The organism is Nocardia sp. SYP-A9097, assembly GCF_009649815.1.
In the GTDB taxonomy this organism is placed as follows: Bacteria; Actinomycetota; Actinomycetes; order Mycobacteriales; family Mycobacteriaceae; genus Nocardia.
On the sequence record NZ_WJIC01000036.1, the window covers coordinates 33,882 to 50,210 of the forward strand.

General features: G+C 68.4%; 1 pseudogene (cut by a window edge). It reads left to right on the plus strand.

Going from position 1 to position 16,329, the window contains the following annotated elements:
- A pseudogene (locus GFY24_RS36570) lies at positions 1-16,329 on the plus strand (hypothetical protein); its annotated part runs 13,279 nt beyond the window's last position; the annotation flags it as partial.

Below are 16,329 nucleotides of genomic sequence, written 5' to 3' on the forward strand. Positions count from 1 at the left end.
ATGATCGAACTGCCCGGATCGCTGGAATGGCTGGGCTGGCTCGTCGGGATGGAATGGCCCGAGGGGAACGAAGACCAGATGTGGGCGCTGGCACAGGACTGGCGCACGGCCGGCGATGAGCTGCGCAATATGGTCTCCTCGATCGATGACGCCAAATACGCGACCCTGGCGGCGTATACGGACGGCAAGGGCATCGAGGAGATGTCCCGCGCGTTCGATTCACTGAGCGGTAAGGGCGGGGACAAAGAGGCCACTTCGCTACCGGATCTGGCGAAGTACTTCGATCAGATCGGTGAATCGGCCGACGGGGTCGGCACCGAGATCGAATACACCAAGCTGATGTTCTACTCCTCGCTGGCGCTGCTGGCGGGTGAAATCGCCGCTGCCTGGCTGTCTCCGGCGACCGCTCCGGCGGTGGAGGCATTGGCGACCGCGCTCACACGGGTCGCGGTGCGGATTATCGGGCGCGAGGCGCTGGACGCGATCCTGGCGCGGGTCGCACGTATGGCCGGTGCGTCGCTGGTGAAGTTCTTCCTCAAGCATGCCGCCATCGATACCGCGCTGGGCACGCTGCAGGAGATCGGTATTCAGGAATGGCAGGTGATCGAGGGGCACCGCAAGGACATCAACTGGACGCAGGTGGCAGTCACCACGGTCAGTTCGGCCGCCGGTGGTATGGCCGCCGGTCCACTCGGTGAGTGGGCGGGCAACCGGTTGAGCCATGCCGGGGTGAATCACCTGGTGGCCGCGCGCATTACCGGTATGGGAGCCGGAATCGTCGGTGCCGGAGCGGGTTTCGTCGCCGCCACCGGAACGCAGTTCGTGGCCGATGTCTGGCAGCACGGCTGGGACAAGGCCGTGGAGAACCTGGCCAATACGCAGTTCGATCCGCGCATGCTCACCGCGGGTATTACCAATGGCGCGATCTCGGGCGATATGCACGCCCGGGCGCATCACTTCTGGGATTCGCGGCTGGGCGGCAGCGGGCGCAATATCCCGGGTATCGGCTTCCGGCCGCCGGAGTTCAACCCGGGCAATCTCCCCGGTATACACGGTGGCGACCTGCCCGGCCTGCACGGCAATGACCTGCACGGCAATGGTGCGGACAACTATGGCGTGAATGGCAACGGCCACAATGGAGATGGGGCCGGCCCGCACGTCGGCAATGGTGGTGACGGCAGTTCCCTGCATCCCGCCGGAGCCCCCGATTCCGGTGACACCGGTGAGCACGACAATCACCGGAACGACAACACCACAACCGGCGAGGATCGCCCCCGCTCCACCGACCAGCCGGGCGGAGTCGACAATCGCGGCCCCGCCGCGAACGATGCCAAACAGAGCGACCCCGCTGCCGCCCAGAACGGCGCCGGGTCCCACGTCGACACGTCCTCGAACACCTCCACGAACGGGCATTCGCCGGCCGAATCCCACAGTGGCGCTCCATCATCCGCGGACCCCGGGCCCCGCGCCGGAATCCCGCAGAACTCCGACGTGGCACCCACTGCGAACTCCACAGCCCCGGCTGCCGCACCGTCCGTCGGTACGTCGCCCGGCGGTTCTCCGGGCGGTGCACCGGTAAGCGGCAGCGCCCCCAGTAGCGGCGCGCCGAGCAGCAGTGGCGCCCCCAGCAGCGCGTCACCCGGCAGCAGCGCTTCGCCGAGCAGCAGTGGCGCTCCCGGCAGTGCGTCACCCGGCAGCAGTACTTCGCCGAGTAGCGGCGGCGCTCCCAACAGCGCGTCACCGAGTAGTGGCTCACCGAGCACCAGCCCCGCGGGTGCTGGAACCACCCAAACCGGCGGCGGCAGTGCAAGTCCCGCCACCTCCGGGGCCTCGACGCCCGGCGCGAACGGAGCTTCCCCCGCCACCGCGAACACGGGCGCGGCGGCGAGCGCGGGCGAAGGCCCGAGAGCGGGTGCGAATGCGGGGGCCAACCCGGCGTCCGGTGGAAGCGCGGGCGCGGCGCCGAATGCGAACGCCGCCAATGGCTCCGGTGCGAACTCCGGGGTGAACGCGGGCTCGAACCCGAACTCCGCGTCCAATGCGAATGCGGGGGCAACGCCCGATCGCGGCACCCCGGCCTCGGACCAGCGCGCCACCTCGGCGGCCCCCCGCGCGGGCGACTCCACCGCTCCCCGCCCCACCGACGGCGCGGCTCCCCGCACCGACGTCCGTCCCGAAACCGCCCGCCCCCAAGCGGGCCCGGATTCTCGCAGCGACGCACGCCCCACGGCCGCCGCGGCCCAACCCAAACCGGCCACTCCGGAATCCGCGGCTTCCCACGCCAACTCGTCCGGCGAACCACACTCAACGCACACCGCCGAGACCGAAACCCCCGCAACGAAACCCGAGGCCGCGGCCCCCAAGTCCGACCACGATGTGTCCGGTGTGAAACCGGAGTCGGACGCACCATCCACGCGCCCCGAAGCGGATACATCCAAGCCCGCCGCAGACGCCCCCGACACCCACCCGGACGCGGATCACCGTGCCGCCGAGGCAGATTCGCCCGACCCGGCGACCCGTCCGGAATCGGAAAACGGCTCCCTCGACCACACGGACACCCCCGAGAGCCGCCACGATTCACCGGATGCGTCGAAAGACAGTCCGGATTCCACGCCACGCCAAGACGATTCCGCACCCCGCGACTCGGACACCACCACCCGCCCCGAGTCCGACAGCAACACCCGGGACCGCTCGGATGACCCACAGCATCAGCGGGATTTGCCGCGCACCGACGAAGCCGCGTCGCGTGATTCGGATGTGAACCCGCGTCCGGAGTCCGACGAGGGGGCGCGGGACAAGTCGGATACGACTCCGCGCCCGGAGTCGGACGACGGTTCCCGAGATCACTCTGATTCACCTGAGCCGGAACGGGATTCGCCGAACACGCGGCATGATGATTCCGAGGTGCGAGCGGATTCGGATGATCCGGCGCGGTCGGCGGATGACCTCATGCCGGATCGGTCGGAAGGGCCGGAGAATCAGCGGGATTCGCCGAATGCGCGGCCGGATGATTCCCAGGTGCGGACCGATTCGGATGATCCGGCGAAGACTCGGGCCGCGCGGGATGGTGAGTCCGATGGCGTTCGGCCCGAAGGGGATCGGCCGTCCGATGACGAGCATCGGGCGCACCGGGATGATCCGGATGCGCTGCTGGTCGCGCCGGTTCCGGTGGGGGATGGGCCCGCGGCCCGCAATCACGATGGTTCGCAACATCGTCCCGCCGATTCCGGTCGGCGGCCCGAGACGGATGCATCCGGCGACCGCAGTCCGCGTGCGCGGAAGCCGGAGGACGGCGCCGATCGCCGGGCCGGACTGCCGGATCGTGGTGACGGAGCCGCGGTGCATCCGGGCAGTCTTGATGACGGTGCGCAACCCGCTGTGCGGCCACCGGATTCCGCCGACGGTGAAGCGCAGCGCTCCAATCGTGGGCGCTGTGGCGAACTCTCGCTGCGACTGCTGAGCGACATCACCGGGAGTGACCGGATTCGCGTGCCGGAGCGCACCATCGGCGCGTCGGGTATGACCCGTGACGAGTTGGTCTCCGCCGCCGGCGGTCAGCTGCGCGAGTATCCCGATCACGAGGCGATTGCCGACCGGCTGCGCGAATTAGGTCCTGGCTCAGCGGCTTTGGTGGTGGACCACTATGCGGGTGATGCCGACGCCTACGGGGTGGGTGCGCACGCCTACCTGCTGGTCAATGAGGGCGGCGAGATCGTGGTCAAGGATCCGGCCGCCGGGCGTGAGCACGGTTTCCCGCCGGTGGTGCCGCGCGAAACCCAAGGCACGCACGCGATCCTGTTCAAACCGGACGGCGATCCGGTGCACAAGCTCGCCGCCAAGCAGCGCAATATGCTCAATGAGCGGGTCCGGATCGGTCAGAATCAGCCGGTCCGCTTTCTGCGCACCTCGGATGAGGTCCGGCTGGACCTGGCGGGTATCAATGCCTACGGCCGCGACGCCTGGTCGGATGCCCATGCCCGCCTGACCGATGAGCACCGCGCCGCTCTGCGCGCCTACCTGGGCAGTACGGACAGCGCCCATCCCCGCGACCCGGGCGCTCCCCGGCCCGCCGATATTCGTGCGGCGCTCCACGGTGTGGCCGAGCCGACCCCGGAGGTCGCTCGCGCCCGGGACCTCATCGACAGCGCCCTGAACCTGCATCCGCTCGACGAGCCGGTCATGGTGACCCTCGGCCTCAATTCCAACCCGTTCGGCGCGGATCTCGCCGGCCTGGTCGGAACCACCCAGCACATGCCGGACTACCTGCACGCGATGCTCGGTGCCGTCCCCGCCATGGACGGCATCAGCCACCACATCGAACTGGTACTGCCCGCCGGCACCCCCGCCCTGTTCCTGCACGACCTGTCCGCGAACGGCCCGGACCTGCCGATGATGCTCCTGGCGCACGGCCTGGACCTGCACATCGACTCCGTCGACGCCCGCGGCGAAGGCCACTACGGCGTCCGCGCCACCGTCCTCCCTCTCACCATCGACGCCACCCCCACCCGAACCCCCGAACCCCACCCGGACGCGCGCACCCCCCGCCCTGATACCCAAACCACCCCCGATCTGTCGACCCCCCGCCCCGATCCGTCGATAACCCGCCCCGATCCGGAGACGCCACAACCGGAACCGGATCAGGTGCGGCGGCCGGATGGTCCGACGGCGGATGAGCCCGGTGCGCGGCGTGTATCCGAGGATGAGGCCGAGGGCCCGGAGTTCCTGGATGACGGGGACTGGGGGACGGTCGACCATACTCAGCCGGTTGACGATTCGTCGGATCATGGTGCGGCGGACCATCATTCGCCGCTCGACGGTGGTTCCGGTGATGACTCGCCGCCCAACGCGCCGGATTGGGCTCCGCCGCCGGACGATTCGTGGTCCGGCAAGAATGCCGAGGAGATCGAGCGGGCGTTGCGCGCGGACTTCGGTCTCGATGTCGATGGTTTCGACAAGACGAATGTCCATCCGGAAGTGTTGCGCGAGTTCGCTCGTGCGGTCGAGGACATGCTGACGCGGCACCCGTACATCGATCTGAAGCGTGTCGTCATCGGCCCGATTCTGGATGACAATGTGTACGCGGTGGCCCCGGCGGCCGAGGGTCCGGACGGCCGTTCACACGCCGACAGCATTGTGCTGAACGAGAAGTTCGCGGCGGACCCGCAGGAGCTGCATCGCCGCATTGCCGAGAATGAGGCCGATGGCATTCGAGTGCCGGGAGCCAGTGCGCGCCCGGTGTATTCGACGCTGGTGCACGAGCTCGGCCACGGTGTCGACTTCGCCGGTCAGGAGACCGCCGGCCAGCGCGCCTTCGATGCGCTCGCGGACTTCTACGAGGAGAAGTACGGCCAGATTCGCGACAATCACGAGGGTTTCGACACCTGGCTGCGCCAGCTCAGCAAGTACAGCTTCAATGAAGACGGCATGTTCTTCGCCCAGGAGGCCCTGCCCGAAGCCTTCACCGATGTCGAACTCAATGGCGATGCCGCGAGCGAGCCCGCCAAGGTCCTGAACCAGGTCCTGGTGGATGCCGCCCGCGAGCATTGGCTTGCCGCGGGCAACACCCTCGACGCACCCGCATCACACTTTGTCGACACCTCCGAACCGCCACGCGCGCAGCCGATTACATCGAAGCCGCCGGAGCCGATCGCTGCCGATTCGCCGCGCCCGCAGCCGTTCGCCGCGGATTCGCCGCAACCGATTGTGCCGGATTCGCCGCACTCGCAGCCGATCTCATCCGATGCGACAAGCCCGCAATCGATCTCCGATTACGCGACCGATCCGTCCGGCCCGCCGACCGAACCGAACTCACCGGCAGATTCGACCGGTCGCACCGATGAACCGCCGGAAGAGCCTGGTGCGCAACCGGTTCGGCCGCAGTCCCCCGATGATTCGGGTGAGGGTTCGAACGGTCTGCACCATGAGCCCCTTCCGGAGGATTCGGCCCCGACCGCCACGGATTCCGGATTCTCGGATCTGCAAGACCGGGAACCGAATTCGCGCCGCGTGGACGATCATGTCCCACCGGAGCAGCGCGCCGTCCGCGACCTGGCCTACCCGGAGAACGCGCCCGACACCTGGGCGGGCCGCCCCGCCGCTCCCGAGGTCATCGCCGTCTCGGAAGTATTGGCGCACACCGAAATCGGCCGCGAGACGCTGGCCGCCCTGCGCGATGCGGGCGTAACCCTGCGCCTCACCGACACCGAGGGCCTCGGCGCCCCGGATTCCTACAACGCCGACACCCGCGAACTGGTCATCGACACCCACGGCCGCGATCAGTTGGAGCAGGCGTCGGCCGTCGTCGCCGCGGTCGCACACCTCGACGCCCTGACCACCACACCCACCGACCGCGCCCACGACCCCGTCTCCTCGGGCGATGCCGTACGCGAATTCGGGGACGATTCCGCCCGCGTCGGCGACGCCGATCCGCTCTCCAGGGACGATGCACCGGTCGGCGAGGCCCCGGCGTCGCGGGATCAGGCGCTGCACTCTGCCGCCGAATCCTTCGGCAGGCAAGCCGAATTCGACCGTGCGCTGCGTGATGCGGGTTATGACCCGGCCGGTGGTTCGCTGCGGGATCGCGCGGAGGCGGAGTACCGGCGCTCGGTGCAGGACGATTACCTCACCGCCGGTGAAGCGGCCGCGGCTGAGGCGCGTTCCCGCACCCCGGAGGTGTCGGAGGCCGAACTGCGTCGTATCGCGCACGAGGCGGGCATCGAAGCGCTGCTGGCGGATGAACGCTTCACCGGCGGCGCGGACGAGGACCTTCCGCTCGGTTTGGCGGGCGAGAACACCGCCCCGCCGGTGCACGGCCGCGAGGACCCGGAGAGTCTCGCCGGTCCTTGGCAGGAGCATCCGGAACCGCTGGCCCTGGATGTCGCCCGCGATCAGGTGCGCCTGACCGCGCTCGGTCATGAGAGCGGAACCCCTGTCAGTCACTGGGCGGTGCAGACCCTGGACCGGCACGGTGTCGACATCCGGTTCAGCGGCGAGCCCGAAGCATCGATCAACACCACGCCGGACGGCCGTACCCAGCGGGGTCCGTTGTTCGGCTACGACCCGGCGACGAATACCGTTGTGCTGCCCTACCCGGTGGGCTCGTACGAACATGCGGTCGCGGAGCTGGTGCACGCCGCGTTCCTGGCGGATGCCGTGCACTCGGTCGACGGCCCGCTGGAGCGTTTCGATCTGACTCGCGGCGAATACGTGCAGTCCATGTTGGGCAGGCATTCCGAGGGTTTGGCGCTGTCCTTCGAGAACCGCCGGGTGTGGTACGCCAATTCGGGTTTCGAACGCCCGCCGGTGCGCGATCCGCTGGAGCGTGCCTTCCTGGAGACTCGTGAGAAGGCGCTCGATACAGCGCAGCGCGCGTACAAGGGCAATGACAGTGCCACCCAGCGCATGTTGGAGGCCGCCGCCTATCGCGCCGCGGTCCGCGAGGTGACCGCGCGTATCACCACCGACGGCCCGTTGGTCGGACACCGCGATCTCGGTGTCGTGCGTGGTGCGGAATGGGATCGCGCACACGGCATTTCGCCGAGTGACGAGCCTTCGCCCGCACCAGCGCCGAAGGGCAAGGACACTCCGGAGGCTTGCGACCGCCGCGCCGCGGATTACGCGATCGAGATCGAACACCTGCGCCTGCTGCGCGAGTCCGGCACGCCGATCCTGGTCGGCCCCGCCGAACGCGCCTACACCGCGGCGTACGACAAGGCCCTGGACCGCCCCGGCCGCACCGGAACCCCCGAATCCCGCGCCTACGAGGCGGGCGTCGACGCCCTGCGCAAATACCTGAAGAAGACCGGTCTGGACGCCGCCGAAGTAGCCTTCGACGTAGTCCGCTCCTACGGTGAAGCCGACGAATCCCGCTGGGGCAGACCGGCTCTCACCGACACCCCGGGCATCGAGACACCTCGGGTATCGGACCCCCACCCGGATCTTCCGCGCATCCCCGAGCCCCGCTCGGACCTGCCCCGGGCGCATACCCCGGCGTCGGAGGTCCCGCCACCGGTGAAGGCCCCCGAACACTCCGCCCCGCGCTCGGAACTTGCTGCGGCCGATCCGATCGCCTCCGATGGTGGTCCGGTGCACGGCGAGGATTCGGCGGCGCATCCGGTGCGCGGCGCCGATACCGAATTGTCCAGGCGTGCTGCGGAAGTCGAGTTGCAGCGGGCTGGTCATCTCGGGGAGCGGCTCACCGATCAGGTGATTCGCACACGCGATACCGTGCGCACCAAGGCGACGCTGGTGGTGTTCGCGCCCGAGGGCGGGCATATGCGGGCGCTGCGGGAGTTGGCGGCCTCGGATCCGCGGTATGCGGACGCGCTGTGGGATGGCTTCCACCGCATCGAATATCGGGAGGTCACCCCGGCGGGCGATGACGCTCGGGTGCGGTCGCTGTTCGCTGATGAGGCCGAGGGCTCGATGCGTAAGCCGAGTCACCGTGAGGCCGTGGCGGAGATGCTGGCGCACTATCTGCGCTATCGCGAAGAGGGCTCCACCACACTGGGTTTCGATCAGTGGATGCGTCAGCTCGGTTCGGATGCGTTCGAGCACACCACGCGCCCGAAGTTCTCGCTGCGCCGCGACGGTATGCACGAGCAGGTTCCTACCCGGCTCTCCGACCGTTTCGTGCGCGAGGGTCACCGGCTGGCCGAGGGCGATCGTTCGGTGACGTACCCGCATCCGGCGGCCGTGGCGCGCGATCTGATGACCCGTCGCCTGCCCATGCCGGATTTGGCGAATGGTGCGACCGACGAGCACCGCGCCCGAGATCGCGACCGCTACAGCCGATTCCCGATGAAGATCGGCACCGTCGATCTCAATCTCTGGCTCGAGCGCGACGGTCATGGCGGCTGGCGCGTCCCGCCGCCCACCGGCGCGGGCACCCCCTCGGATGTGCTGGCCGCCCGCTTCCAGCACATGACCGATACGGATCCGCAGCGCCTGGCGGACCGCATCTCCGCGCGCATGCTCGATGGTGCCGCACCGTTGACCGGCGAACCCGAACGCCCGCGCGGACTTTGGGATCGACTCACCGATCGGTTCGGCGGCCGGGATACCGAACCGCCCGCGAATCGCGCCCTGCCCGCCCGGGACGAGGCGACCGGCCCGACCCACCCCGACCGTTCCGGGGAGCCCGGCGAGGCCCCGCGCTCCCGACCCGAGACCGATGGTGATGGCCACCGGCCGGAGGACGGCCCGCAACGCCGCATGGTCGTCCCCGACGACAACTCGAACGCGGATTCGACTCGCCCACACGAGGATTCGACGCAGCCGCATGCAGATTCGGCCCACCCGCACGAGGATTCGGCGCAGCCGCATGAGGATTCCGTGCGCCCGCACGAGGATCCGGCTCACCCGCACGATGATTCATCCACTGATGAGTCGCATCCTGTCGATCCGGAACCCGACTGGTCGCCGCGCCCGGATGATGAATGGTCGAAGCTCGATCCCCAGCAGATCGAGGATCGGCTCGCCGAGCGCTGGAATCTGGAGATCGACGGATTCCAGGATCCGCGCATCGATGTAGAGGTGCTGCGGGAATTCGCGCGCGCCGTCGACGACATGCTGACCCTGCATCCCGATACCAAACTGCGGGCGCTGGAAGTAGACGACTTCACCCCCGATCCGGAGGACGGCGAACCTCCCGCCGAGGGCGAGTCCGGCAATGACATGAAGGACGTTGCCGCGTTCGTGGATGAAGAGACCGGCCCCGACGGCCGGATCTCCGCGGAAGCCATCGTGCTCAATATGGACCTGGCCGAGCATCCGGAGAAGTGGGCGGCGCTGGCCCGGGCCGCCGAGGCGAACGGCACGTTCATGCCGGGTCACGGTGACCGGCCGGTGTACGCGACGATCGTGCACGAATTCGGCCATGTCCTCGAATTGCACGGTGAGGCGCGCGCGCTGGACCTCGCCTTCAAAACCCTGCTCGACCATTACAAGGCCACGCGGGACACCAAGATCGGTTTCTACAACTGGTTGAAGGAGTTGAGCCACTACAGTTTCGACAAGTTCGGCGACTTCAACCCCCTCGAAGCGGTGGCGGAGGCGTACTCCGATGTGACCCGCAATGGTGATGCGGCGAGCGAACCGGCGAAGGTCCTGTACAAGCTGCTGATCGATCAGGCGGCGCTGCGCGAAACCGAACCTGTTCGGCCGCAGGACCCCGATGCGACCCCGGCGGACCGCAATGGCCCGCGCCCCGTGGATGGCCCGCAACAACGCCATATGGCTCTGCCTGATGGGGCACCGCACGATTCCCATGCCCCGCAGCATGATTCGACCGCGCGACACAGTGATTCACTTGCATCGCATGAGGATTCACCGGCACAGCATGGGAATTCGCCCGCACCGCACGAGGGTTCGGTCCATCCGCACGAGGACCAAACCTCGGACGCGGCCCATCCTGCCGATGAGAATCCCGATTGGTCGCCACGCCCGGACGATCAATGGTCGGATCTGAATCCGAGGCAGATCGCGGACCTGCTCAAAGAGCATTGGCCCGAACTGGAATTCGTCGGATTCGACAAGCCCCGGATCGACGTCGAAGCGCTGCGGGAAGTCGCCCGCGCGGTCGACGACATGATGACGTTGCGTCCCGACAACCAGCTGAGCACCGTACGGATCGACCGGTTCATCGGTGAACGCGAGGATGTCTCGGCATCGGTGTCCGACGGTATCGGCCGGGACGGCAAGATCGCCGCGACCACCCTGCGGGTGAATGTCGAGATGGTCCGCAATCCCGAGAAGTGGGCAGGCTGGGCCAGGGACGCCGAGGACGCCGGCGGTGCCACGCCGGGCCATGCCGACCGCCCGCTGTACGCGACGATCGTGCACGAATTCGGTCACGTCGTAGAGCTGACCGGTGAGTCCCGCGCACTGCGAATCGCCTTCGATACCCTCGCAGCCCATTACAAGGAGACCCGCGGCACCTCGGACGGCTTCTACTCCTGGCTGGATCAGCTCACCGATTACAGCTTCGACAAGTACGGCCTCTTCAACCCGCTGGAGGCGCTGGCCGAGGCTTACGCCGATGTGGTCCTGAACGGTGACGCGGCCACCGAACCGGCGAAAGTCCTGCACCAGCTGCTGATCGATTCCGCTGCGCTGCGCGGCACCCCCCTGCCGCCGATCAAACTCTCCTTCGCCCCGAAATTCGTGGACGATGAGACCCACTGGCATGGCGGCGACACCACACCCGCCCCGCCCACCGAGCCATACACCCCGTTCAACCCGGACGGGACGCTGAAGCCACCGCAGGACCCGCCGAGCCGAAATATGGTGTCCGGCAACCCGGAAGAAGAGCCGACGGTCCCTGTCACCCCGCGCGTGCCCGCGTCGGAGCAGCCGACTGTCGAGCTGCCCGGCGCCGAGTCGCCGACTGTGGAGTTGCCGGGGTCGGAGTCGCCGACTGTGGAGTTGCCCACGCCGGAGTCTCCGACCGTAGAGCTGCCCGGGTCGGAAGCGTCGACCGTGGAGTTGCCCGCCCCGCATTCGGACGGCGAGGGCGCGAATACCGTTGTGCTGCCGGTGGATCCCGCCGTCGTATCGCCCGCCCTGCGTGATGTCGCGGATCACCTGCGGCAGATTCCCCCGCAGCAGGAGACGGTTCAGCGCACGCCGGAGGCGCAGGCACAGGTCACGCGTCTGGTCGATGCGCTCGGCCTGGGCGATGCGCTGACCCGGCATCCCGATCCCATTGCCGCCCTGCGCCATATCGCCGAGATCGCGCACGCGCGAGACCTTTTCGGAGATCCGGAGCACAACCGCCCGCCGAGCGCCCTGCGCCCGGAGGACTTCCACCCCCTCGATCCGGCCGAGCGTCGTGCGGCCGAGGAGTTCCAACGGTCCGGGGCGAACAATCCTCGCCTCGAATCGGGCACGCCGACAAGGGATCTCCCGCTCAATCCGTGGGACGCCCCTATCCGCGAGGGCGCCTCCACTGAGCCGCGCGCGCTCCACCTGTCCGAACTGCGCGACGATATCGCCGCGCGCCTGCGCCTGTCCGAGGACGATCTCACGCCGCATCGCCTGGCCGAGATCGCCGGAGAACTCCAGTACCGAAACCTGTTGCGCACCGGTGCGATAGAGGAACTCGCGCACCTGGCCGAGCACCACGACAATGCCACCGATCCGGCTCGCCGCGCCGAGATCGCCGCCGCCCGCGACGATTGGGCGCGCCTGCTCGGCCGCGACCCGCAGGACCTCGCACCGCAGCATCGGGAGACCACTCTCGCCGAGCTGCGCGATGAAACCCTGCGCCGTGCAGAGGATGTCGCGGATCTGGTGGCCGCCGCCAACTACACCGGCGATACCTCCACCACCAGGCATATGGTGCTGGAGGCCGATGGTGAGCGCGTGCACGTGCGCGTCCACACCGACTCGGACGGCACCCAGCGGATCGAGGTCGCCACCCGCCCGGCACTGCCCGAACCGCCGAGCACGCCCAAGACCACGCCGGAACCGCCGCATCGCTCGCTGGTGCGCAAACTGTGGGACGCCCTCAAGGGCGGATATGGCGGTTACACACCGAAATACGGCTCCGGTTCCAAGCAGGACGGCAAGTACCAGGTCGAAATCGTCCATGATGTCGGCCACCTGGTCCACGACCATGAACTGGAAAACCTGAAGGACGGTTTCAACCCCGTCCGGCTAGGCAAGGAAGCCGCCACCATCTGGAAGGTGCGCGAGCGGATGCCGCTGCTGCGCCTGCTGAGCAACCGCATCCCCGATGTGTCGGGCGATGCGGTGCCCATGCGCACCCGCAACGGCGGCGAATATCAGCCGTGGCTCACCGAAGCCGATCCGCGACTGCGCGCCGCCGTCGAGGACAGCCTGCGCCTGTCGGGTCAGGCGGCTCCCGCCGAACTGCCACCCGGCCAGGTACATCCGGAACTCCCACCGGGTCAGGTGCACGCCGAACTTCCACCGGCACAGGGTGATTCGTCGAACCACGCCGAGGAGCAGCCGCACCCGCCGCACAGCCCCGACCTTCCGCAACCCTTCGCGGACGCCATCGATGCCCGCGCGGAAGCCCTCGCCGAGCTGCTGCGGCAGGCCGGTCGCGCGGATATCGATATCAAGACCGTGGACGCGGAGACCCTGCGCCGCGCCCTGGACGAATCCAAATACCTCGCACTGCGCCGCGCCGGAGCCATCGAGGGTCTGGCCAGTGCCGCCGAGCGGTACAACACCGAGAACGCGCGCATCGCCTACAGCGATGAGGTGAGCTTCACCGACAATGACCCGCTGAGCAGGTTCCTGCGGGAAGTCGCGCTCTCCCAGGGCGAGAACCATCCGCTGCTGAAGTGGGAAGGCGTCAATAACAGCGCCGAACCCGGCCGCGAGTTCGACAACCTCTCCGAGGATGACGCGAATACTCGCAAGGAGGGCGTCCTCTTCGAGAATGCCCTGCTGCGCGACCAGATTCGCGATGAACGCTCGAACTGGGCGCAGCTGCTCGGCATCGACCTGGACTCGCTGGCTCCCGGCGGTCCGCTCGAGCGCACGCTGGCCACCGAGCGCATGCAGGTTCGCGACCACATCGACGCGCTGAACGAATTGTCCACCGCGGTAGACGATTTCCTGCACGCCGATGCGGCGGCGCGGGAACAGCAGCAGCTGGTCGTCGACGATATCGCCCACAACTGGTTGGACGAACACGGCGGCGTCACCCTCGATCCGGGCATCGGCATCTACCCCGGGGACGCGCCGGGTGATCCGCACCGGCTGGTCGTCATGCGCGGCGAGGCGGACCATGACGCGCATCTCGCCAATGTGCTCGCCGAGCGCCCGCTCCTGGGTGAACTGCTGAATTCCGGTGCGCTGCACCTGGATTACCGCCTGGCTCTGATCGACGAGCACGGTCAGGTGAGCATTCTGGAGAGCGAGCGGCCGCCGCAGGTCCGCTTCCAGGAAGTCGATGTGGACGGCCGCCGCATGCCCGTCACCATGCTGCGCAATGACGACGGCTCGTGGCGGGTGGCTTCGCCCGGACTGGATGCGGTTGCCCCGCACCCGGATTCGGCCACGCCGTCGGCCCCGCGTGACCCGGATCTGGTGCGCGCGGCCCGCAATGAGGTCGCGGCGCGGCTCACGCAGTACCACATGGATCTGCACTCGGGCCGGCTCGCCGACACCATCGCCGCGCTGCACCACGACAATGCGTTGCGCGCGGCGCAGATCGAGGGCATGGCGGATTTCATCCGCACCAGCGATGCCATCGACAGTTTCCACGACCTGGACCGGGTGCGGGAAAACCTGGCGAACCGGGCGGGGGTGGGCGTCGACGAGCTGACCGCCGCGCACCTGGCCGAAATGCTCTCCGCCGCGGAGACTCCGGCGGCTCTGCGCACCCAGTTGGTCAAGGATCTGATCGATTACGCCAAGCAGTTGCGTGGTGTTGATGAAGCTGCGGCGCTCGCAGCACGTGACCGGCTGGCGGTCCGGCTTGGCATCGAGCCGGAGGAGCTCTTCCCGAAGAAGCACAGTAAGGATCTGAAGTCCTACGCGCCGGATCCGAAGGGTATTCATCCGTCCGCGCTGCGCCGGGCCATTACCGATCTTGTTGTCCGCCCGGGGGATTCGCCGAATCAGCTGCGCGGGGCGTTGACGGAGTACATCAGCGCTCTGGGTGCGATCGATCCGTTCACCGACGGCCTGCGCTTCGATCCGAATACCGATCCGCGCATCGCCGAAGGCGAACTGCCCATTCACCGTGGGGAGGCGGTCCCGCCGCTGGTCGACCTCATGAACGAGCGGGTCGGCGAGCCGCCGACCTCGGACGCGCCGTCCATGGCGGCCGACGCCTGGTCGCGGCTGCTCGGGGTGGATCTGGGCAGCGATCCGAAGCGCTGGGCCGAGGTGTACGAGGTCTACCGCGACGGCAAGATCGACAAGCATGAGCGGCTCACTCCGGAGCGGCTCGACGAGGTGCTGCAGAAGCTGCGCGGGGAGGTGGCGGCCCGCACCGCCGATATCAATGAGCTGGCGCGACTGGCCGCCGAACACAATGGGCTCACCGAACCGGCTCCCGCGCCGGTATCGACCGATGCGAAGCATTTGGCAGCCGAGTTGGGCAGGGCGCGAGCCGATCTCGACAATGCCCGCGTCATCAGGGATCACGACCTCTCGCGCATCCCGGTCGAGCCGGTGCGTGCTATCGGCGACTCCGACCTGAGGCCCGGGCGGCTCAACGGCACCCTCGACTACCTGGGCACTCGCGAACCGCGCTCGACGTCACAGGCGCAGCTCGATCAGCGGGTGGCCGCGCTGCGCGCCTCCGCCGAGGAGCACAACCGCCTCACCGATCGCGTCGCCGAACTGCAATCCGCTTTGGACACAGCGGTTTCGGAGTCGGCGCACCCCTCCGATACACCGATCGAGGCGTGGCGGCGCGAACTCGAACGGGCGCACGCCGATCTGCGCGAGGTCATCGGCACCCTGCCGCTCGACCCCGCCGACCTCACCCCCGACAACTACATCGCCGCCATCGACGAGGTGGTGGGCCGTCGCATGCCGGTCCAGGAGCTGGACGCCTGGAATGAGCATGTGCTGGACATCGTCGATGCCGCGCGCCGCGTGCACCTCGCCGAGAATGGTTTGGCCGCAGCACAATCCGACGCGGTCGACGCCATGCGTGCCGGTGAGACCCCGCGGGAATCCGCCCGCCGTTCCCTCGCCGATGCCGAATTCGACCTCCGCACAGCCGAACTGGTGCGCGAGATTACCGGTATCGGCCGCGAAGACCCCACCACCTCCTCCCGCCAACCCACCGCCGACCCGCAGGCCCGCGCCGAAATGGCCGCCGCCACAGACCGAGTCGACCGCGCCCGCGACGTGGTCTCCCGCTGGCAAGCCGAACTGGCCCGCCTCGAATCAGCCGCCGCGACCGCTGCCGAACCCGTCACCGACGTCGCCAACCGAGCCCGCGACACCGCCCACGACGCCCTCCGCGAGGCCATAACCAACCTCCGCGAGGTAACCGGCCTCCGCACCTCCGAAGCCGACCTGACCCCCACCCACCTCGCCGAAACCATGGCAGACCTGCAATCCAGCACGGTCCGCCTAACCCAAGGCGACCCCGCCGACGCCTTCACCCAACTCCGCACCGCCGCAGAACAATTCCACCGAGCCGACGCCTTCGCCCAATGGGTAACCGACACCTTCACCCCCCACCCCGACCCCACCCCCGACCCCCGCAAAGCCTGGGCCGACTACCCCCGCCCCGATTCGGAGACGCCCGCGACCGATCCTCGCAAGGCATGGGCCGACTACCCCCGCCCGGACTCGGCAACGCCGCCAACCGATCCGCGCCTGGAGTGG